Annotated in this window: 16 protein-coding genes; 15 read left to right on the top strand and 1 reads right to left on the bottom strand. The window is 68.0% G+C overall.

What is annotated here, in order from left to right:
• Positions 1-43 precede the first annotated feature (43 nt).
• From ABL838_RS08195 to ABL838_RS08180, 4 genes are all read left to right on the top strand, one after another.
• Positions 44-745 (top strand): succinate dehydrogenase iron-sulfur subunit, encoded by a 702-nt coding sequence (locus ABL838_RS08195; RefSeq protein WP_081270662.1) that lies wholly within the window; start codon positions 44-46, stop codon positions 743-745.
• Positions 746-779: 34 nt separating this feature from the next.
• Positions 780-1,094, top strand: a complete 315-nt coding sequence (locus ABL838_RS08190) for a succinate dehydrogenase assembly factor 2 (protein ID WP_184635550.1) — start codon at positions 780-782, stop codon at positions 1,092-1,094.
• 24 nt (positions 1,095-1,118) lie between these two features.
• Positions 1,119-2,429 (top strand): citrate synthase, encoded by a 1,311-nt coding sequence (locus tag ABL838_RS08185; protein WP_126022676.1) that lies wholly within the window; start codon positions 1,119-1,121, stop codon positions 2,427-2,429.
• A gap of 110 nt (positions 2,430-2,539) precedes the next feature.
• Entirely contained in the window at positions 2,540-3,619 is a 1,080-nt protein-coding gene (locus ABL838_RS08180) for a purine-nucleoside phosphorylase (RefSeq protein WP_418125008.1), read from the top strand.
• A 10-nt stretch (positions 3,620-3,629) separates the two neighbouring features.
• On the opposite strand, the gene ABL838_RS08175 is transcribed toward ABL838_RS08180, so the two are convergent.
• A complete protein-coding gene (locus ABL838_RS08175) occupies positions 3,630-7,619 on the bottom strand; it encodes an autotransporter outer membrane beta-barrel domain-containing protein (RefSeq protein WP_418125007.1) in 3,990 nt (1,329 codons plus the stop codon).
• Positions 7,620-7,892: 273 nt separating this feature from the next.
• Here ABL838_RS08175 and ABL838_RS08170 point away from each other — a divergent pair, with 273 nt between their 5' ends.
• From ABL838_RS08170 to accD, 11 genes are all read left to right on the top strand, one after another.
• Positions 7,893-8,837 (top strand): LysR substrate-binding domain-containing protein, encoded by a 945-nt coding sequence (locus tag ABL838_RS08170; protein WP_418125006.1) that lies wholly within the window; start codon positions 7,893-7,895, stop codon positions 8,835-8,837.
• A 51-nt stretch (positions 8,838-8,888) separates the two neighbouring features.
• A complete protein-coding gene (gene leuC / locus ABL838_RS08165; RefSeq protein WP_369659241.1) occupies positions 8,889-10,310 on the top strand; it encodes a 3-isopropylmalate dehydratase large subunit in 1,422 nt (473 codons plus the stop codon).
• A gap of 32 nt (positions 10,311-10,342) precedes the next feature.
• Positions 10,343-10,999: a 3-isopropylmalate dehydratase small subunit gene (gene leuD / locus ABL838_RS08160; protein ID WP_184635540.1), complete on the top strand. Its 657-nt coding sequence runs from the start codon at positions 10,343-10,345 to the stop codon at positions 10,997-10,999.
• Between the two features lie 52 nt (positions 11,000-11,051).
• Complete coding sequence (gene leuB, locus ABL838_RS08155; protein ID WP_418125004.1) at positions 11,052-12,140, top strand: 3-isopropylmalate dehydrogenase; 1,089 nt, start codon at positions 11,052-11,054, stop codon at positions 12,138-12,140.
• 89 nt (positions 12,141-12,229) lie between these two features.
• Positions 12,230-13,372, top strand: coding sequence for an aspartate-semialdehyde dehydrogenase (gene asd / locus ABL838_RS08150; protein ID WP_184635537.1), 1,143 nt, complete (start codon positions 12,230-12,232; stop codon positions 13,370-13,372).
• A gap of 167 nt (positions 13,373-13,539) precedes the next feature.
• A complete protein-coding gene (locus tag ABL838_RS08145) occupies positions 13,540-16,398 on the top strand; it encodes a FimV/HubP family polar landmark protein (protein WP_418125003.1) in 2,859 nt (952 codons plus the stop codon).
• Positions 16,399-16,438: 40 nt separating this feature from the next.
• Positions 16,439-17,251: a tRNA pseudouridine(38-40) synthase TruA gene (truA, locus tag ABL838_RS08140; protein WP_184635533.1), complete on the top strand. Its 813-nt coding sequence runs from the start codon at positions 16,439-16,441 to the stop codon at positions 17,249-17,251.
• The gene (locus ABL838_RS08135) at positions 17,248-17,949 is read left to right on the top strand and encodes a phosphoribosylanthranilate isomerase (protein WP_418125002.1); all 702 of its coding nucleotides are present in this window, start codon (positions 17,248-17,250) and stop codon (positions 17,947-17,949) included. The genes truA and ABL838_RS08135 overlap by 4 nt, the downstream gene beginning before the upstream one ends.
• Before the next feature lie 48 nt (positions 17,950-17,997).
• The gene (gene trpB, locus ABL838_RS08130; protein WP_418125001.1) at positions 17,998-19,284 is read left to right on the top strand and encodes a tryptophan synthase subunit beta; all 1,287 of its coding nucleotides are present in this window, start codon (positions 17,998-18,000) and stop codon (positions 19,282-19,284) included.
• Positions 19,284-20,129, top strand: a complete 846-nt coding sequence (gene trpA / locus ABL838_RS08125; RefSeq protein WP_126022665.1) for a tryptophan synthase subunit alpha — start codon at positions 19,284-19,286, stop codon at positions 20,127-20,129. The genes trpB and trpA overlap by 1 nt, the downstream gene beginning before the upstream one ends.
• Positions 20,130-20,153: 24 nt before the next feature.
• Positions 20,154-21,026, top strand: coding sequence for an acetyl-CoA carboxylase, carboxyltransferase subunit beta (accD, locus tag ABL838_RS08120; protein WP_418125000.1), 873 nt, complete (start codon positions 20,154-20,156; stop codon positions 21,024-21,026).
• Positions 21,027-21,030: the final 4 nt, after the last annotated feature.

Raw genomic sequence — 21,030 nt, 5'->3', positions numbered from 1 at the left:
GGCTCACAGTCAGCTCACACAAAGCATTCACAAGGTCACTACGATGAAGCGCACATTCCAGATTTACCGCTACGACCCGGACAAGGACGCCAAGCCCTACATGCAGACGGTCGAGATCGAACTCGACGGCCACGAGCGCATGCTGCTCGACGCACTCATGAAGCTCAAGGCGCAAGACCCGACGCTGTCGTTCCGCCGTTCGTGCCGCGAAGGCGTCTGCGGCTCCGATGCGATGAACATCAACGGCAAGAACGGTCTGGCCTGCCTGACCAACATGAACACGCTCAAGGGCACCGTGGTGCTCAAGCCGCTGCCGGGCCTGCCCGTCATCCGCGACCTGATCGTGGACATGACCCAGTTCTTCAAGCAGTACAACTCGATCAAGCCCTACCTGCAGAACGACAGTGTGCCGCCCGAGAAGGAACGCCTGCAGTCGCCCGAGGAGCGTGAAGAGCTCAACGGCCTGTACGAGTGCATCCTTTGCGCGAGCTGCTCCACGAGCTGCCCGAGCTTCTGGTGGAACCCCGACAAGTTCGTCGGCCCCGCCGGCCTGCTGCAGGCCTACCGCTTCATCGCCGACAGCCGCGACGAAGCCACCGCTGAGCGCCTGGACAACCTGGAAGACCCGTACCGCCTCTTCCGCTGCCACACGATCATGAACTGCGTGGACGTGTGCCCCAAGAGCCTGAACCCGACCAAGGCCATCGGCAAGATCAAGGAATTGATGGTGCGTCGCGCCATCTGAGCCCCGCGGTCCAGCAGTTCTTCAGAAAGTCACCATGCAATCCGTCGCCGACTCCCGGGAGCTGCTCAGCGAACGCGCGCTGAGCAAGCTCAAATGGCGCTGCCGGCGCGGGCTGCTCGAGAACGACCTGTTCATCGCCCGCTTCTTCGAGCGGCACGAATCCCGCATGACCGTGGGTCAGGCGGGAGCGATGGAGACATTGATGGACCTGTCGGACAACGACCTCCTCGACCTCCTTCTTCGCAGAAAGGAGCCCGAGCCCGAATGGGCCGGGGCCGAGGTGGTCGCATTGCTGCAGCTCATGCGCACCGACGGCGCGCAGCGCCCTGCAATTTCTCCTTCGTCCTGAATCCACCTCTGAAAGTAAACCGAAATGAAAGCATCCGATACCAAGGCCACGCTGTCGTTCAGCAACGGCGGCGACAGCGTCGAACTGCCGATCTACAAGGGCACCGTCGGCCCCGACGTGATCGATATCCGCAAGCTGTACGCACAGACCGGCATGTTCACGTACGACCCGGGCTTCATGTCGACCGCCGCCTGCCAGTCGGCCATCACGTACATCGATGGCGACAAGGGCGAGCTGCTGTACCGCGGCTACCCCATCGAGCAGCTCGCGACCAACTGCGACTTCCTCGAGACCTGCCACCTGCTGCTGTACGGTGAACTGCCGGACGCAGCCAAGAAGGCCAACTTCACGAAGCTCGTGACCAACCACACGATGGTCAACGAGCAGATGCAGTTCTTCCTGCGCGGCTTCCGCCGCGACGCGCACCCGATGGCCATCATGACCGGTCTGGTGGGCGCCCTGTCGGCCTTCTATCACGACAGCACGGACATCAACAATCCCGAGCACCGCGAGATCGCCGCGATCCGCCTGATCGCGAAGATGCCCACGCTCGTGGCCATGGCCTACAAGTACACGATCGGCCAGCCGTACATGTACCCGAAGAACGAACTCAGCTATGCAGGCAACTTCCTGCACATGATGTTCGCCACGCCGTGCGAGGAATACAAGGTGAACCCGGTGCTCGAGCGCGCGCTCGACCGCATCTTCATCCTGCACGCAGACCACGAGCAGAACGCCTCGACCTCGACGGTGCGCCTGTGCGGCTCGTCGGGCACGAACCCCTTCGCGGCCATCGCGGCCGGCGTGGCCTGCCTCTGGGGCCCTGCCCACGGCGGCGCCAACGAAGCGGCGCTGAACATGCTCTACGACATCCAGAAGGAAGGTGGCGTGGAGAAGATCGGCGAGTTCATCAAGAAGGTCAAGGACAAGAACTCGAACGTCAAGCTGATGGGCTTCGGCCACCGCGTGTACAAGAACTACGACCCGCGCGCCAAGCTGATGCAGGAAACCTGCAACGAAGTGCTGACCGAGCTGGGCCTGGAAAAGGACCCGCTGTTCGCGCTGGCCAAGCAGCTCGAGAAGATCGCCCTGGAAGACGAGTACTTCGTGTCGCGCAAGCTGTACCCGAACGTCGACTTCTACTCGGGCATCGTGCAGCGCGCCATCGGCATCCCGGTGCCGCTGTTCACCGCGATCTTCGCGCTGGCCCGCACGGTCGGCTGGATCGCCCAGCTGAACGAAATGATCGGCGACCCCGAGTACAAGATCGGCCGCCCGCGCCAGCTGTTCGAAGGCTCGCCGAAGCGCGACGTGAAGCCGATCTCGGCTCGCTGATCCGCGTCGCCAGGCTCGGCCATGAAAAGGAAGCTGCCTTCGGGCAGCTTTTTTTTGGCCTGTAAATTGCGGTCTCCTTCCTGTTGTTCGACGAAAAAAGGAGAAAGCAGATGGCAGCTTCCAGGCGCGTAGCAAGTTTGTATTCAAGGGCGGCATGCCTTGCCCTCGCCGCGGCGGCCCTCCTCGGCTGCGCGGGCGACCCGAACCGGTCCGTGGCACCGTCGGCGGCATCCGGCGGGCAACAGCAGATACCCGTGAAGGTGCTCATCATCAGCATGTTCAAGCCCGAGGCGCAGGTCTGGCACGAACCGCTGAAGCTCAACCGGGAGATCAAGGTGTCGGGCCTGTCCGCCGACGATCCGCTCGTGCGCTGCAACGCCGATTCGGTGTGCCAGGTCACCACCGGCATGGGGCACACCAATGCGGCGGCATCGATCACGGCGCTGGTGTTCAGCGGCAAGTTCGATCTCTCGAAGACCTACTTCCTCGTGGCCGGCATCGCAGGCGTCGACCCGAACGTCTCGACCATCGGCTCGGCCACGTGGGCCCGGTACCTGGTCGACTTCGGCATCGCCCACGAGATCGACGCGCGCGAGATGCCGTCGACCTGGCGCACCGGCTACTTCGGCATCGGCGCGAAGGATCCGGACTCCAAGCCCAAGTTCGAGTACCGCACCGAGGTCTTCCGCCTCGACGAGGCACTGCTGCGGAAGGCGCTGAAGCTGTCGGCCAACGCGCCGCTGGCCGACAGCGACAAGGCGCGCGCCTATCGCGCAAGGTATCCGCAGCCGACGGCCAGGGCGCGGCCATCGGTCCTGCAATGCGACACCGCAGCCGGTGACACCTACTGGCATGGCAAGTACCTGGGCGAGACGGCCACGCGCTGGGTCTCGCTCGTGACCGACGGGCAGGGCAGGTATTGCACCACCCAACAGGAGGACAACGCCACCTACGAGGCCTTGAAGCGGGGCGCCGGCGCAGGTCTGCTGGACTTGAAGCGCGTGGCCGTGCTGCGCACCGCGTCGAACTTCGACCGGCCCCATCCGGGGCAGACCGCCTATGCCTCGCTGTCGGCCGAGTCGGGCGGGTTTCCGATCTCGACCGCCAACCTGCTGATCGCGGGCCGTCCCCTGGTCGACGCCATCGTCGGCAACTGGACAGCCTGGCGCGCCGGGGTGCCCGCGGACTGAACGCAGCCGGTCACCACTTCACGCGCACGCCCACCGAGCCGTTGATCGAACTCTTCACCCTGGCGTTGCCGCCGCTCGCCCAGAGCTTGCCGATTTCGCCGTACAGGCTCGTCGACTCGCCGAGGGCCAGCGTGAAGCCGCCCGCGAGTTCGGTGCTCGTGCCGCCGGTCGGGGCTGCGATGTCGGTGGTGGTCGCGCCGTTCACGAAGCGGGCGATGTCCGCGCCGCTCGACGTCCGGTAGACGTTGAAGCGGCCGTACGGCTGCAGTGTGCCGACGCCGGTGGCGATCTCGCCCTTCACCCGCACGCCAGCACGCGCGATCCAGCCGCTGTCGGCCTGCGGCTGGACGACGGCGCCGACGATGGCGGAGTTGCCCAGGTCCATGTGCTGGTGGATCAGCTGCAGCTGCGGCTCGATGCGCCAGCCGCTGCCGCCCAGTGCGAAGGACTGACCCACCTCGATGGAGCCCAGCAGGCTGTTGCCCTTGCCGCTCATGCCCTGACTCGCCAGCGGCTCGACGGTGTAGCGGTGTCGGCCCGACTGCACCACCGCGTCGGCGTAGAAGCCGCTGTCGCTGGTGTAGGTGCCATACACGCCCAGGTACTGGCTGCGCAGGTCGTTGCGGCCCACGCCCAGGTTCTGGATGCCGCTGGCGAAGCCTCTCACGCTGGCGTCGCCGTCGAGCTGGCCGACGTAGAGGCCCGCGCGCCAGTTCGGTGTGGCCAGCAGGTCGGTGCCGGCCTGGAAGCCGGTGAGGCGGCCCTTGCTCGACGGCGATACCGCGCCCCCCTGCTGGATGTCGATGTCGGTGGAGAGCACGCGCGCCCAGGCGCGGCGGCTCGAGGCGCCCGGTGTGGCCGCGCCGCCCTTGACGTCGTCGTCGCCCACGCGCTTGCGCAGGTCGCCCAGCATCGCGAGGTTGCCCTGGCGCAGTTGGCCGGGGAGCGCGGAATAGAGGGAAGCCTCGGCGCGGTAGGTGATGACCGGTGCCGGCACGCCAGGAGAAACATTGGTGCTCGAACGCAAATACCAGTTCTCGCCCGCACCGTTGGCGTCAGCCGCATAGAGACGGTATTCGTAGGCACCGGCATCCACATGGCCGCTGGCGAGGCTGAAGGCGTCCTTGGTGGTCTGGGCCGTGGTGGTGGCGCCGTTCTTCGCGGTGACCACCTCGATGCCGTTGCCGCTGGTGAGCGCGCCCAGGCCGCCGAGGTTGCTGACCTGCAACGTCGTCCTGCCGCTGGCGGAGGCGGCGGCGCCGTCGAGCACCAGCCGGTCGGACGGCCCCGTGCCGTTGAGCACTGTGCCGAGCCTGAGCACGCCGTTGTTGCCGACGTACGCGCCCGTCACGGTGAGCGTGGTGCCGGCGGCCGCGCCCGCGAGCGAGACGGTGCCGCTGTTGGCCAGCGAGGCCACTGTCTGGCTGAAGCCCGCAAGGTCCAGCGTGGCGCCCGAGGCCACGCTGTGGGCGGAGGCCGCGCTGAAGGTATTGGCGGCGCCCGCCTTGAGCGTGCCCTGCGCGACGTTGGTGGCACCGGTGTAGTTGTTGGCGCCGGACAGCGTCAGCGTGCCCGAGCCCTCCTTCGTGATGAAGCCGCCGCCGCTGATCGCGCCGCTCAGGGTCGCGTTGAAGGCGCCGGTGTCGATGACCGGATCGGTGCTGCCGGTGAGCTGGATCGCGTTGGCGATCGTCAGCCCGTCGGCGCTGAAGCCCAGCGTCGTGTCGTCGTCCATCGACAGCGTGCCGGTGCCCAGCGCCTGGCTGTTGCCGAGGTTCAGGCGCCCCTGCCGCAACGCGGTGCCGCCGGTGTAGGTGTTCGCGCCCGAGAGCGTGAGCGTGCCCGTGCCCACCTTCACCAGCGAGCCGCCGGTGCCTGAGATCACGCCCGAGACTTCGGTGCTGCCGTTCAGCCCGCCCGTGGTCAGCGCCTTGGCGCCGAGGTTCACATCGCCCGCGCCGGACAGCGAGCCGACGGAGATTCCCGCCGTGGTCAGCGAGCGGATGAGCAGGCGCCCACCGGCGTTGTTGACCACCGTGGCCTGATCGGCGGTAGCGCGGTCGAAGATGTCGATCAGGCCGCCGCTTTCGTTGACGAAGGTCGCCTGGCCCGCACTGGCGTCGTCCAGCAGGTTGATCTGGCCGCCCGAGAAATTGGTGATGCGCGCATTTCCGGCCGATGCGTTGAACCAGATTCTGGTCAGCCCGCCGTGGTTCTCGATGACGGCGCTGCCGGCGGAGGCGGTGTCCCTGAACTCGGCCGATGCACCCGTGTTCATGATGAGATGGGCGGTGCCGGCGGAGCTGCTGTCGCGGAACTGCACGAAGCCTGCGTTGTCCGTCGGCAGGGGGCCGCGCGCGGCGGCTGTGATGGTCAGGCCGCCCGCATCAGCCTTGCTGCCGAAGACCAGTGAGGCGTTGCCGGCCACGGACACCGGCCCGGCGCCGAGCGCGCCGGTCGCCAGTGCCTCCAGGCTGCCGGCAGCCACCGTGGTACCGCCCGTATAGGAGTTGGCGGAGCCCAGCACCAGCGTGCCACGGCCGGTCTTCTGCAGCGCTCCACCGCCGGAGACTTCGCCATTCAGCGTCAGCGTGCGCACCAGGTCCACGTCGAAGGTGCCGCCGCCCGCGCCGATCGAAACGGCGCGGGTGGCCGTGGTGTCGCCGGTGACGTTCAGCGTGCCGCCGTCGAGCGTGAGCGCACCGCTCGAGTTGCCGAGCGCGCCGTCGTCGGCGATGGAGAGCGCCCCGCCGGTCACGAACCATGGCGTCAGGCCGGTATTGATGCCGGTCAGCGCCCAGGTGCTGGCGCCGGTCTTCTCGTAGCGCGCGAAGCCGCTATAGCTGGCCGAGTTGAGCGCAGTGGTGCCGTCGGTCGTGTCGCCTGCCAGCCTCAGCACGTTGCCGGTGCCGGATGTCACCCTGAGCAGGCCGGTGATCGAGGAGCCGGCGCGCAGTTCGAGCTGGTTGTCGTTGCCGGCGATCCGCACCGCATCGCCGGGCGTGGTGCCGTCGCCGCTCCTACCGGCCATCAGCGTCCCCGTGTTGACGATGCTGTTCGCATTGCCGCGGATGCGCAGGCCCGCGCCTCCGACGCCGTCGGCGAAGCTGTTTCCGCCGGCGCCGCCCGCGCCTCCCGCCAGTGTCCCCGTATTGAGCACCGAGTTGCCGCTGGACTCCAGCGCCAGGCCGGCACCGCCTTCGCCGCCGCCACCCACCATGCTGCCGATGGTGGCCGCGCCGCCAATCCCGCCGTTACCGCCGATGGCCGTGCCGGTGTTGGTGACCGTCGCGCCATTGCCTTGCACCGCGATGCCGTCGCCACCGCCGCCGCCACCGCCGGCCCACTGGCCGATGGCGCCTGCGCCGCCGTTGCCGCCGATCGTCTGGCCCGCATTGTTCAGGGAGACGCCGGCCGCCACGGACTGCAGGCCCGCGCCGCCACCGCCACCGCCGCCGGCCAGGCGCGCGACGCCGCCGGCGCCGCCATTGCCGCCCTGCAGGATGACGGCTCCTCCCACGTTGATGCCGGTGTCGGCCGTGTACACGGCGGCACCGCCACCACCGCCGGCGCCCGCGCCGTAGACCGGATCCGGATCGGGAGCGCCACTGGTTCCCGAGCCCCCGGTGACCGAGCCGGTCACGCTGGTTGCCCCTACCGCGCCGCCTGTTCCGCCGGGCCCGCTGGCACCGTTGCGGCCGTTTCCTCCATTGCCACCCGACGGAGGAATTCCATCGAGGCCCGGGAACTCGCCGACGCTTCCGCCGACTCCGCCGCTGCCGTTGCCCGCGCCGCCGCGACCGCCAGTGCCGCCGATCGCGATGTATGCAGTCCCGCCGCTGGCCTGGGCCCAGGAGACTGCCGGCAAGCTGGCCAGGGCCATCAGGCCCACGACTGAAGTAACCGAAGAAGCGCGCCGACCGCGCCGGCGCGACACCTCCGAAACAGCCACCCAGGTGCCCAGTGCAGCGTTCCATACGCTGCGGTAGATCATGTTCATGCCCCTCCTCCGTTATGAATTGCAACCAAAAAAGGTCGAAATGTAACCAAACAATCCAAAGCAGGCGAGGGTATCGTTTTCGTCGGCCGCAAAAATCACCGGAACAGGTGATAGCCGAATTACTGACACGGCGAGCCCCCGAGGCATCCATGCCCGGCCAGGCGGGTTGCCCGTCGTCGCCCGGCACCGAGGCCATCTCACATCACGATGACTGGCACTTGGAAACAGGGAGAAAATAGCCCTCTCATCGCAAAACGCGATGTCCGCAGCCCCATGAGCACCTCCGAACGCAACTTCGCCCGCCGCATCGACCTCACGTCGCTGCAGCTGTTCGTGGCCGTATGCGAACTCGGCAGCATCGGGCGCGCGGCGGAGCGCGAATTCATCGCGGCCTCGGCCATCAGCAAGCGGCTGTCTGACCTCGAGGCCACGCTCGGCACCACCCTGCTCTACCGCCATGCGCGAGGCGTCGACCTCACGCCCGCCGGCGAAAGCCTGCTGCACCACGCGCGCTCGGTGCTCTACAGCCTGGAGAAGATGCAGGGCGAGCTCAGCGAATACGCCGACGGCGTGCGCGGCCACGTGCGGGTGCACGCCAACATCTCGGCGATCGTGCAGTTCCTGCCCGAAGACCTGGGCGTGTTCACGCGCGCCCACGAGGCCATCAAGATCGACCTCGAGGAACACCTCAGCAGCGAGGTGATCCGCGCGGTGCAGGAAGGCGCGGCCGACCTCGGCGTGTGCCACGTGGCCGGCGGCGCGGGGGAGCTGCAGAGCCTCTCCTACCGGCACGACCGGCTCGCGCTGATCGTGCCCACGGCCCATGCGCTGGCGTCGCGGGGCAGCATCGACTTCGTCGACTCGCTCGACTTCGACCACGTCGGCCTGCACACCAACAGCTCCATCTACGTCGCGATGCACGAGGCGGCGCTGGACGCCGGCCGCAGCATCAAGCTGCGCATCCACGTGACAGGCCTCGACGCCATGTGCCGCATGATCGAGAACGGCCTGGGCATCGGCGTGATGCCGCAGCGCGCCTTCGAGCTCATGCGCAACGGCATCGGCCACGGCCTCGCGAGCGTGGCGCTCAACGACGCCTGGGCCGCGCGCGAGATCAGGCTGGTGGCACGAGATTTCTCCACCCTGCCCGTGGCGGCGCGCTCGCTGGTCAACCACCTGCACGCGGCCGCGGACGGCGGCGAACAGCTCGCGGCCTAGGCCGCAACGGCAGACAATTCCATTTCCCCACGAAAGACAGAAGAGACCGACATGGCACGCACGCTCTACGACAAGATCTGGGACGAACACGTCGTCCACACCGAGGAAGACGGCACCGCGATCCTCTACATCGACCGCCACCTGGTCCATGAAGTGACCAGCCCGCAGGCATTCGAAGGCCTGCGCGAGGCCGGCCGCAAGCTGTGGCGCATCAGCTCGGTGGTGGCCACCGCCGACCACAACACGCCCACCACCGGCTGGGAGCGCGGCTACGAAGGCATTGCCGACCCGACCAGCAAGGAACAGGTCACCACCCTGGACCACAACATCGCCGAGTTCGGCGCCGCCGCGTTCTTCCCCTTCCTGAGCAAGCGCCAGGGCATCGTGCACGTGATCGGCCCCGAGTCGGGCGCGACGCTGCCGGGCATGACCGTCGTGTGCGGCGACTCGCACACCTCCACGCACGGCGCCTTCGGCGCGCTGGCGCACGGCATCGGCACGAGCGAGGTCGAGCACGTGATGGCCACGCAGACGCTGCTGGGCAAGAAGGCCAGGAACATGCTCGTGAAGGTCGAGGGCAAGCTGCCGCTGGGCTGCACGGCCAAGGACATCGTGCTGGCCATCATCGGCAGGATCGGCACCGCCGGCGGCACGGGCTACACCATCGAGTTCGCCGGCTCGGCCATTCGCGACCTGAGCATGGAAGGCCGCATGACGGTGTGCAACATGGCCATCGAGGCCGGTGCACGCGCCGGCCTGGTGGCGGTCGACGAGAAGACCATCAACTACATCAAGGGCCGTCCGCTCGCGCCCACCGGCGTCGAATGGGACCAGGCCGTGACCTACTGGCGCACGCTGCAGTCCGACCCGGGCGCGAAGTTCGACGCCGTGGTCGAGCTCGACGCCGCGCAGATCCAGCCGCAGGTGACCTGGGGCACCTCGCCCGAGATGGTGGTCGAGATCAACGGCCGCGTGCCCGATCCCGACAAGGAGAAAGACGCCAACAAGCGCGGCGCCATCGAGCGCGCGCTGGTCTACATGGGCCTGGAGCCCAACAAGGCCATGAACGACATCTTCATCGACAAGGTGTTCATCGGCTCGTGCACCAACAGCCGCATCGAGGACATGCGCGAAGCCGCCGCCGTGGTGAAGAAGCTGGGCCAGAAGGTCGCGAAGAACGTGAAGCTCGCGATGGTCGTGCCCGGCTCGGGCGTGGTGAAGGAACAGGCCGAGCGCGAAGGGCTCGACCAGATATTCAAGGCCGCGGGCTTCGAATGGCGCGAGCCCGGCTGCTCGATGTGCCTGGCCATGAACGCCGATCGCCTGGAGCCCGGCGAGCGCTGCGCCTCCACCAGCAACCGCAACTTCGAAGGCCGCCAGGGCGCGGGCGGGCGCACCCACCTCGTGAGCCCGGCCATGGCCGCGGCCGCCGCGGTGCACGGCCATTTCGTCGACGTCCGCACGTTCGCCTGAGCGGGCTGCAAGAAGGAAGAAAAGAGACTCCCATGAAGCAATTCACCGTGCACAAGGGCCTCGTGGCCCCGATGGACCGCGAGAACGTCGACACCGACGCGATCATCCCCAAGCAGTTCCTCAAGTCGATCAAGAAGACCGGCTTCGGCGTGAACCTGTTCGACGAGTGGCGCTACCTCGACCCGGGCCTGCCCGGCCAGGACCCGGCCAGCCGCAAGCCGAACCCCGACTTCGTGCTGAACCAGCCGCGCTACGCCGGCGCGTCGATCCTGCTGGCACGCCAGAACTTCGGCTGCGGCTCGTCGCGCGAGCACGCGCCGTGGGCGCTCGACCAGTACGGCTTCCGCGCGATCATCGCGCCGAGCTATGCCGACATCTTCTTCAACAACAGCTTCAAGAACGGCCTGCTGCCGATCGTGCTGCCGGAAGCGCAAGTGGCGCAGCTGTTCGACGAGACCTTCGCCTTCCCGGGCTACACGCTGACCATCGACCTGGAACGCCAGGTGGTGGTGAAGCCCGACGGCCAGGAGTTCGCGTTCGACGTGCAGGCCTTCCGCAAGTACTGCCTGCTCAACGGCCTGGACGACATCGGCCTCACGCTGCGCCACAAGGACAAGATCAAGGCCTTCGAGGCCGAGCGCCTGGCGCAGAAGCCGTGGCTTGCGCATACGATGCTCGCCAACAGCTGAGCCGCCCGAGCCTGTTCGCGCGCTCCCATTCATTCCCTCAACAGAAGACAAAATGAAAATCGCAGTTCTCCCGGGTGACGGCATCGGCACCGAAATCGTGGCGGAAGCCGTCAAGGTGCTCGACGTGCTCGACCTGAAGTTCGAGACGGAGTCGGCCCTGGTCGGCGGCGCGGCCTACGAGGCGCACGGCCACCCGCTGCCCGAATCGACGCTCAAGCTCGCCAAGGAAGCCGACGCGGTGCTGTTCGGCGCCGTGGGCGACTGGAAGTACGACAAGCTCGACCGGCCGCTGCGGCCCGAACAGGCCATCCTGGGGCTGCGCAAGAACCTGGGCCTGTTCGCCAACTTCCGCCCGGCCATCTGCTACGAGGAGCTGGTGGGCGCCTCGAGCCTGAAGCCCGAGCTGATCGCCGGCCTGGACATCCTCATCATCCGCGAGCTCACGGGCGACATCTATTTCGGCCAGCCGCGCGGCCGCCGCGTTGCGACCGACGGGCACTTCCCCGGCGCCGAAGAGGCCTTCGACACGATGCGCTACTCGCGCCCCGAGATCGAGCGCATCGCGCGCGTAGCGTTCGATGCAGCCCGCAAGCGCAGCAAGCGCGTGACCAGCGTCGACAAGAACAACGTGCTGGAAACCTCGCAACTGTGGAAAGACGTGATGCTCGACATCGCGAAGGAATATCCGGACGTCGAACTCGACCACATGCTGGTCGACAACGCCGCCATGCAACTCGTGAAGGCGCCCAAGAAGTTCGACGTGGTGGTCACCGGCAACATGTTCGGCGACATCCTCTCGGACGAGGCCGCGATGCTCACCGGCTCCATCGGCATGCTGCCCTCGGCATCGCTCAATTCGAGCAACCAGGGCCTGTACGAGCCCAGCCACGGCAGCGCCCCCGACATTGCTGGCAAAGGGGTTGCCAATCCTTTGGCTACAATCCTGTCCGCTGCCATGATGCTCCGTTTCTCCCTCAACCAGCCAGAAGCTGCCGACCGTATCGAGTCGGCGGTCAAGCAGGTGCTCGCCTCCGGGCTGCGCACGGGCGACATCTGGTCGGAAGGCACCAAGCGCGTCGGCACCCGCGAGATGGGCGACGCGGTCGTTGCAGCAATCACCAAAAAGACGATTACCGGCTAACCGCAGCCCGCTTCGTCACGCCCCTCCCCGGCTCGACGAGTCGGGCGCAAAAAAGACAACTTTTCTTTTTTTCATAAGGGCAAACTGAAATGGCGAACGCATCTCAACCTCTGGTCGGCCTCGTGGGCTGGCGCGGCATGGTCGGCTCGGTCCTGATGGACCGCATGCAGGCCGAAGGCGACTTCGGTCTCATCGAGCCGGTCTTCTTCTCGACCTCCAACGCCGGCGGCAAGGCCCCGGCGATGGCCAAGAACGAAACCGCGCTGAAGGATGCGAACGACATCGAGGCACTGAAGAAGTGCGACATCGTCATCACCTGCCAGGGCGGCGACTACACCAGCGAGGTGTTCCCCAAGCTGCGCGCCGCCGGCTGGAACGGCCACTGGATCGACGCCGCGTCCACCCTGCGCATGAAGGACGACGCGATCATCGTGCTGGACCCCGTCAACCTGCCGGTGATCGAGAACGCGCTCGCCAAGGGCGGCAAGAACTGGATCGGCGGCAACTGCACCGTGAGCTGCATGCTCATGGGCGTTGGCGCCCTCTACAAGGCCGGCCTGGTCGAGTGGATGACCAGCATGACCTATCAGGCAGCCTCGGGCGGCGGCGCGCAGCACATGCGCGAGCTGCTGACCCAGTTCGGCACCCTCAACGCCGAAGTGCGCGCCCTGCTGGACGACCCGAAGTCCGCCATCCTCGAGATCGACCGCAAGGTGCTGCACAAGCAGCAGACCCTCAGCGCCGCCGAGACGGCCAACTTCGGCGCGCCGCTGGGCGGCTCGCTGATCCCCTGGATCGACAAGGACCTGGGCGATGGCATGTCCAAGGAAGAATGGAAGGGCGGCGCCGAGACCAACAAGATCCTCGGCCAGGGCGCGGGCTTCGGTACCGCCGCCGTGCCGGTCGATGGTTTCTGCGTGCGCATCGGCGCCATGCGCTGCCACAGCCAGGCCCTGACCTTCAAGCTCAAGAAGGACGTGCCGGTGGCCGACATCGAGGCGATGATCGCCGCGGACAACCCGTGGGCCAAGGTCGTGCCGAACACGCGCGAAGCCACGGTCAGGGACCTGACGCCGGTGGCCGTGACGGGCACCATGAACATCCCGGTCGGCCGCATCCGCAAGCTGGCGATGGGCCCGGAGTACGTGGGCGCCTTCACCATCGGCGACCAGCTGCTGTGGGGTGCCGCGGAGCCGCTGCGCCGCATGCTGCGCATCCTGCTCGAAGCCTGATGAGGGCTGCTCAGGCTTTTGAAACACGAATTGTTGCCTTCAAGCAACGCAAGATGTGTGCGTAAGTATGCGCGCACTGGGTAGAACAAGCGCATTGCCTTGTCAGTGCCCAGTGATGATGCTAACGTCCTCTTACAAATTCCGGGCCTGAGCCGCCCCCTATCAGCATGACAAGACATCTGTTGCCTGCGGCCAGCCCATCGGCCGTTCGCCCGCCTCTGCCGTCGAACGGTTGGCGCCTTTCCATTCTTGGCGCGGCGGCAGCCGTGGCCATGGGCATCGCCAGCGTCGACGCCAGCGCCTTCACGCTGGGGCAGCTGAAGGTGCAGTCGGCCCTCGGCGAACCCTTGCGTGCCGAGATCGACGTCACCGAAATCGCCGCCAACGAGGCGGACGGCCTGAAGATCAACATCGCCACAGCCGAGGCATTCAAGAACGCCGGCGTGCCGTACAACTCGGCACTCAGCGACGTCAAGGCGACGCTGCAGCGCCGGGCCGGCGGCCAGTACGTGGTGCGCCTGAGCGGCAGCCGCCCGCTGAACGACCCGTTCATCGACCTGCTGCTCGAAGCCAACGGCGCATCCGGCCGCATCGTGCGCGACTACACCGTGCTGCTCGATCCGCCTGCCACCCGCCAGGCTGCGGCGAGCACGCAGGCCACATCCATCTCTCCCCAGATCAGCACTCCCGTCGAGCGCGCAGCCCCCGCGGCGCGCGCGCGCCGCGAGCGCCCGCCCGTGGTGACCACGGCGCCGTCCGCCGCTCCCGCGCCTGCCGCTCCCGCGCCTGCCGCAACCGCACCCGCCGCGGCAGCTCCCGCCCCGGCCGCAGCCGCACCAGCCCGTAGCGGCGGCGGCGAGCAGGTCACGGTGCAGCGCGGCGACACTGCCGGCAAGATCGCCGCCACCTACAAGCCCGCGGACGTCTCGCTCGACCAGATGCTCGTTGCGCTGCTGATGGCCAACCCCGACGCCTTCGTCGGTGGCAACGTCAACCGCATGCGCGCAGGCGCCGTGCTGGACCTGCCGAGCGCCGCCGAGGCGTCCGCCGTGCCGCCGGCCGAGGCCCGCCGCACGGTCACGGCACAAAGCCGCGACTTCGGCGCCTACCGTCAGCGTCTGGCCGACAACGCACCGACCACGAACGTGGCCGCCGCGAGCCGCAAGGCAGCGGGCAAGGTTCAGGCGAACGTCGAAGACCGCAACGCGGCGGCCAGCTCGCCCGACAAGCTCACGATCTCGCAAGGCAACGCTGCCAGCCGCGCCGCCGACGAGAAGGTCGCGCAGAACCGCCAGGCACAGGACAGCAGCAACCGCGTCGCGGAACTGTCGAAGAACATCAACGAGCTGAACAAGCTCAAGGCAGCGACGGGCACCGGCACGGGGTCGTCCGCCGCCGCGCCGGCCGCTGCCGCACCGGCACCGGCGACGCCTGGCATTCCGGTTCCGGCCCCCAATACCAGCGCCACGGTCGCGCCCCCGGTCGCCAGCCCCGCACCTGCTGCGGCCGCCGCAGCTCCGGTCGCACCTCCCGCGCCGGCACCCGCTGCGGCGCCCGCCGCCGCCCCGGCAGCGGCGGCAGCTCCGAGCCCCGCACCTACGCCCGAAGCCACGGCACAGGCCGCAGCGCCTGCTGCTCCGGTTGCCGCTCCGGCTGAAGCAGCTCCGGCCGCCACGCCGTCGGTGGCAGCCGATGCCACCGCCACCCCTGCTGCAGCAGCCGCAAGCGCCGCGGTGGCCGCCGCACCGAAGCCCGCTGTGAAGAAGCCGGCTCCGCCGCCCCCGCCGCCGGAGCCCACCTTCCTCGAAGAGCTGATGGACAACCCGCTGATGCTGGCGGGCGCCGCGCTGATCGCGCTGCTGATCGGCTTCCTGCTGTATCGCGTGCTGGGCCGCCGCCGCGAGGAAATGAGCGAAAGCGTGTTCCTCGAGAGCCGCATTCCGAAGGACTCGTTCTTCGGCGCCAGCGGTGGCGAATCGGTGGACACCAAGCACCGCGGCGATTCCACCGTCTCGTCGCTGTCGTACTCGCCGAGCCAGCTCGATGCGGGCGATGTCGACCCGGTCGCCGAAGCCGACGTGTACCTGGCCTACGGCCGCGACCTGCAGGCCGAGGAAATCCTGCGCGAGGCGCTGCGCCTGAACCCGGACCGCACCGCCATCCACCTGAAGCTGCTCGAAATCCACGCCAAGCGCCGCGATGTGCGTGCCTACGAGAGCCTCGCCACCGAAGTCCACAAGCTGACGAACGGCCAGGGCTCCGACTGGACTCGCGTGGTCGACATGGGCAAGGACCTCGATCCGGGCAACCCGCTGTACGAATCGGGCTCCCCGCGTAGCGGTGGCGCCAGCGCCGCCGAAACGGCCGCCTTCGCAGCTGCCAAGCCGGCAGCGCCCGCTCCAGTGGTTTCGCCGCCGGTGGCCGTGGCACCGCCCGCCTTCGTGCCCTCGGTCGCTCCGCTGGACTTCGACCTCGACCTGACCACCCCGCCGGCACCCGCTCCGGCACCGGCTGCCCAGCAGCACGCACCGGTCGGCGCCAGCCTGCCGAAGTCGGCCTACGCCCCCGCTCCGACGACGGCTCGCCCAGCGCCGCCGCTGTCGAACGGCCATGCCCCGACGACGCCGGTCGACCTCGAGAACGACTTCGACACCGCCCCCGGCGCACTGTCGGCCGACACGCTGCCCGGTTCGCTGAGCCTGAGCGACGCCGACAACACCCGTCCCGCGATGCTGCGCAATGCGCTGCCGGCCGACTCGGGCTTCATCGAGTTCGACATGAGCGCGCTGGCCGGCCTGCCGGCATCGCGCCCGGCCGAGGCCGCCAAGCCCGCGTCGGCTCCTGCCGCCGCCGCGCACAACGACGACGGCGACGACAGCCCGCACGCGGTCAAGCTGTCGCTGGCCCGTGAGCTGCAAGCCATCGGCGACGTCGAAGGCGCCCGTTCGCTGGTCGAGGAAGTCGAAGCCGAAAGCGCCGGCGACCTCAAGTCGCAAGCCCGTCAACTGCTCGCGGAACTGCGCTGATCGGGCCTCGCCGCCCGCTCTTCCTCGGTCCCCTGAATTCGTGAGGCTGGCGCTCGGCATCCGGTACAACGGCCAAGCGTACGACGGCTGGCAGAGCCAGCCCTCGGGCCGCACGGTGCAGGACAAGCTCGAGGCGGCCCTCACGAAGTTCACCGCGCAGCCCATCAGGACGCTGTGCGCCGGACGCACCGACGCGGGCGTCCACGCGCTGATGCAGGTGGTGCACTTCGACACCACCGCCAGGCGCGAACCCTTCTCCTGGATGCGGGGTACCAACCGCTTCCTGCCTGACGACATCGCGGTGCAGTGGGCGCACCCCGTGCCGGACGAATTCCACTGCCGCGCCAGCGCCCTGGCGCGCCGCTACGTCTACGTGCTCTCCCAATCGCCGGTGCGGCCCAGCCTCGATTCAGGCCGTGTCGGCTGGTCGATGCATCCGCTCGATGGCGACGCGATGCGTGCGGCTGCGGCCCTGCTGGTCGGCCAGCACGACTTCAGTTCGTTCCGCGCCTCCGCCTGCCAGGCACGCTCGCCGGTCAAGGACTTGCGGCGCATCGAGATCACGCGCATCGGCAATGGAGAACGCTGCCGCTGGCACTTCGAGTTCGAGGCCGATGCATTCCTGCACCACATGATCCGCAACCTGATGGGCAGCCTCCTGCGCGTCGGCCGCGGCGACGAGCGGCCCGAGTGGATCTCACAGGTGCTCGCGGCGCGCAGCCGGGATGCGGCGGCGCCCACCTTCTCGGCCGACGGCCTGTATTTCATGGGCCCGTTGTACGACGCCAAGTGGGGTCTGCCGGACGAAGCCACGCTGCAGGCCGGCCGCGCTCCGTATGATGGCCCGCCATGAGCGCGCCTGCCCTGTCCCGAACCCGCATCAAGATCTGCGGCCTGACCCGCGAAGCCGACGTCGACGCGGCAATCGAAGCCGGATCCGATGCCATCGGCTTCGTGCTGTATCCGAAGAGCCCCCGTGCCGTGACCGCCGAGCGTGCAGCCGAACTGGCCTCGCGCCTGCCGCCGTTCATCACGCCCGTGCTTCTGTTCGTGAACGAGGATGCTCCCAAAGTCATAGCATCACTCGCCCAGGTAAAGGGCTCGATCGCGCAATTCCACGGTGAAGAGACGCCGCAGCAATGCGAGGAAGCCGCCGGCGGCGGGCGCTTCCGCTACATGCGCGCCGCCCGGATTCCGCTGGGGGATGCCGGGGCCGGCTTCGACCTCGTAAAATACGCGTCCGATTACTCCCACGCCCAGGCCATCCTGCTCGACGCGCATGTCGAAGGTTATGGCGGTGGCGGCAAGGCATTCGATTGGTCACTTCTTCCACCCGCCGTCGACGCTCACCTCGTCTTGAGTGGTGGGCTCACACCTGCAAACGTGGGCGATGGCATTCGCATCCTGCGGACGCGCTGCAAGACGCTGTCCGTTGATGTGAGCTCGGGCGTCGAAATCGACGGTCCCGGGAACAAGGGCCTCAAGGACGCCGGAAAGATCCGGCAGTTCGTCGCAGCAGTCAGGGCTGCAGACGTGTCCTTCTCCAGTTAGCCGCCGCAGCCGATCGTTCGTCGGGCTGCGGCCCACCGATCGAGAACCATGCAAAGCCAATTCCAGGACTACCAGCAACCCGATGCCACCGGCCACTTCGGCAACTACGGCGGCACCTTCGCGAGCGAAACGCTCACCCACGCGATCAACGAACTGCGCGACGCGTACGCGAAGTTCAAGAACGATCCGGCCTTCCTCGCGGAATTCCACTACGAACTCAAGCACTTCGTCGGCCGTCCCTCGCCCATCTACCACGCGGCGCGCACCAGCCGCGAAATGGGCGGCGCGCAGATCTACCTGAAGCGCGAAGACCTGAACCACACCGGCGCCCACAAGATCAACAACGTGATCGGCCAGGCGATGCTCGCGCGCCGCATGGGCAAGCCCCGCGTCATCGCCGAGACCGGCGCCGGCCAGCACGGCGTGGCCACCGCCACCATCTGCGCGCGCTACGGCCTCGAGTGCGTGGTCTACATGGGCAGCCAGGACGTGAAGCGCCAGAGCCCCAACGTCTACCGCATGAACCTGCTCGGCGCCACCGTGGTGCCCGTCGAATCCGGCAGCAAGACGCTGAAGGACGCGCTCAACGAGGCGATGCGCGACTGGGTCACGAACGTGGAGAACACCTTCTACATCATCGGCACCGTCGCCGGCCCGCACCCCTACCCGACCATGGTGCGCGACTTCCAGAGCGTGATCGGCACCGAGTGCATCGAGCAGATGCCGGCCATGCTCGCGGCCGACGGCATCACCGGCGAAGCGGAGGGCAAGCAGCCCGACGTGGTGATCGCCTGCGTGGGCGGCGGCAGCAACGCCATGGGCATCTTCCACCCCTACATCCCGTTCACCGGCACGCGCCTGATCGGCGTGGAGGCTGCGGGCGAAGGGCTCGACAGCGGCAAGCACTCGGCCTCCATCCTGCGCGGCAGTCCCGGCGTGCTGCACGGCAACCGCACCTACCTGCTGCAGAACGAGGACGGCCAGATCACCGAGACCCACAGCATCAGCGCGGGCCTCGACTACCCCGGCGTGGGCCCCGAGCATGCGTACCTGGCCGACATCGGCCGCGCCGAGTATGTGGGCGTCACCGACACCGAGGCGCTGGACGCCTTCCACTACCTGTGCCGCACGGAGGGCATCATCCCCGCGCTCGAATCCAGCCACGCCGTGGCCCACGCGCTGAAGCTCGCCAAGACCATGCGCCCCGACCAGTCGATTTTGGTGAACCTCTCGGGCCGCGGCGACAAGGACATCGGCACCGTCGCCGACCTGTCGGGCGTCGATTTCTACGACCGCCCCTCGATGCGCGGCCTGAGCGTGAAGGGAGGCAAGTGATGAGCCGCATTGCAGCCACCTTCGAGGCCCTGAAGAAAGACGGCCGCCGCGCCCTCATTCCGTATGTGACCGCGGGCTTCCCCTTCGCCGACATCACGCCGGAGTTGATGCACGGCATGGTCGAGGCCGGCGCCGACGTGATCGAGCTGGGCGTGCCATTTTCCGACCCGATGGCCGACGGCCCCGTGATCCAGAAGGCCGGCGAGGCCGCGCTGGCGCTGGGCGTGGGCATGAAGCAGGTGCTCGCCATCGTCGCGGCCTTCCGCAAGACCGACACGACCACGCCCGTGGTGCTGATGGGCTATGCCAACCCGGTCGAGCGCTACGACCTGGTGCACGGCAAGAAGGCCTTCATCCGCGACGCGGCCGCCGCGGGGGTCGATGGCCTGCTGGTGGTTGACTACCCGCCCGAGGAATGCGAGGCCTTCGCCGCCGAGCTGAAGTCCGCCGGCATCGACCTGATCTTCCTGCTGGCCCCCACCAGCACCGACGAGCGCATGGCCCAGGTCGCGCGCATCGCGAGCGGCTACGTCTACTACGTGTCGCTCAAGGGCGTGACCGGCGCCGGCCACCTCGACACCGAGGCCGTCGGCCGGATGATCCCTCGCATCCGCGAGCACGTGAGCATCCCGGTGGGCGTGGGCTTCGGCATCCGCGACGCCGCCACGGCGCAGGCCATCGGCTCGGCCGCCGACGCGGTCGTGATCGGCACGAAGATCATCCAACTCATCGAGGACCAGCCCCGCGACAAGGTCGTGCCGGCGGTGCGCGAATTCCTCGCGGGCATCCGCGAGGCGCTCGACGCGCTGCCCGCCGCGACGGCCAAGAACGCGGCTGGTCGATAATCACCGCCAACACAAGGAGCCCCCATGAGCTGGCTTGAAAAACTGCTACCCGCCAAGATCGCCCAAACCGACCCGTCCGAGCGCCGCCAGGTGCCCGAGGGCCTGTGGATCAAGTGCCCCGCCTGCGAGACCGTCCTGTACAAGACCGACCTCGAGCACAACCAGAACGTCTGCCCGAGCTGCAGCCATCACCACCGCATCAGCGCCCGCGCGCGGCTCGACGCGTTCCTCGATGCCGAAGGCCGCTACGAAGTCGGCCAGGAAGTGCTGCCGGTCGACGCGCTGAAGTTCAAGGACAGCCGCAAGTACCCCGAGCGCCTGAAGGAAGCCCTGGAGAACACCGGCGAGACCGACGCGCTGGTCGTCATGGGCGGCTCGGTGCACAGCATCAGCGTGGTCGTGGCCTGCTTCGAATTCGAGTTCATGGGCGGCTCCATGGGCAGCGTGGTCGGCGAGCGCTTCGTGCGCGGCGTCGAAACCGCCATCGAGCAGAAGGTGCCCTTCATCTGCTTCACCGCCACCGGCGGCGCGCGCATGCAGGAAGGCCTGCTCTCGCTGATGCAGATGGCCAAGACCAACGCCGCGCTCACGCGCCTGGCGAAGAAGGGCCTGCCCTACATCAGCGTTCTGACCGACCCGACCATGGGTGGCGTGTCGGCCGGCTTCGCCTTCGTGGGCGACGTGGTGATCGCCGAGCCGAAGGCGCTGATCGGCTTCGCCGGCCCGCGCGTGATCGAATCGACCGTGCGCGTGACGCTGCCCGAAGGCTTCCAGCGCGCCGAGTTCCTGCAGACCAAGGGCGCGATCGACTTCATCAGCGACCGTCGCGAACTGCGCAAGACCATCGCCAACACGCTGGCGATGCTGCTGCGCCAGCCGGCCGATGCGGTGAGCTGAGCGA

The organism is Variovorax sp. 160MFSha2.1 (genome assembly GCF_048305075.1).
Lineage (GTDB): Bacteria > Pseudomonadota > Gammaproteobacteria > Burkholderiales > Burkholderiaceae_C > Variovorax > Variovorax guangxiensis.
The sequence above is the reverse complement of the archived record's forward strand: the minus strand, read 5'-3'. Positions and strand labels throughout refer to the sequence as shown.

Excerpts from the sequence above, each read along its gene's own strand:
- ABL838_RS08195 (WP_081270662.1), top strand. The coding sequence starts at position 44 with ATGAAGCGCACATTCCAGATTTACCGCTACGACCCGGACAAGGACGCC.
- ABL838_RS08190 (WP_184635550.1), top strand. The coding sequence starts at position 780 with ATGCAATCCGTCGCCGACTCCCGGGAGCTGCTCAGCGAACGCGCGCTG.
- ABL838_RS08185 (WP_126022676.1), top strand. The coding sequence starts at position 1,119 with ATGAAAGCATCCGATACCAAGGCCACGCTGTCGTTCAGCAACGGCGGC.
- ABL838_RS08180 (WP_418125008.1), top strand. The coding sequence starts at position 2,540 with ATGGCAGCTTCCAGGCGCGTAGCAAGTTTGTATTCAAGGGCGGCATGC.
- ABL838_RS08175 (WP_418125007.1), bottom strand. The coding sequence starts at position 7,619 with ATGAACATGATCTACCGCAGCGTATGGAACGCTGCACTGGGCACCTGG.
- ABL838_RS08170 (WP_418125006.1), top strand. The coding sequence starts at position 7,893 with ATGAGCACCTCCGAACGCAACTTCGCCCGCCGCATCGACCTCACGTCG.
- leuC (WP_369659241.1), top strand. The coding sequence starts at position 8,889 with ATGGCACGCACGCTCTACGACAAGATCTGGGACGAACACGTCGTCCAC.
- leuD (WP_184635540.1), top strand. The coding sequence starts at position 10,343 with ATGAAGCAATTCACCGTGCACAAGGGCCTCGTGGCCCCGATGGACCGC.
- leuB (WP_418125004.1), top strand. The coding sequence starts at position 11,052 with ATGAAAATCGCAGTTCTCCCGGGTGACGGCATCGGCACCGAAATCGTG.
- asd (WP_184635537.1), top strand. The coding sequence starts at position 12,230 with ATGGCGAACGCATCTCAACCTCTGGTCGGCCTCGTGGGCTGGCGCGGC.
- ABL838_RS08145 (WP_418125003.1), top strand. The coding sequence starts at position 13,540 with ATGACAAGACATCTGTTGCCTGCGGCCAGCCCATCGGCCGTTCGCCCG.
- ABL838_RS08135 (WP_418125002.1), top strand. The coding sequence starts at position 17,248 with ATGAGCGCGCCTGCCCTGTCCCGAACCCGCATCAAGATCTGCGGCCTG.
- trpB (WP_418125001.1), top strand. The coding sequence starts at position 17,998 with ATGCAAAGCCAATTCCAGGACTACCAGCAACCCGATGCCACCGGCCAC.
- trpA (WP_126022665.1), top strand. The coding sequence starts at position 19,284 with ATGAGCCGCATTGCAGCCACCTTCGAGGCCCTGAAGAAAGACGGCCGC.
- accD (WP_418125000.1), top strand. The coding sequence starts at position 20,154 with ATGAGCTGGCTTGAAAAACTGCTACCCGCCAAGATCGCCCAAACCGAC.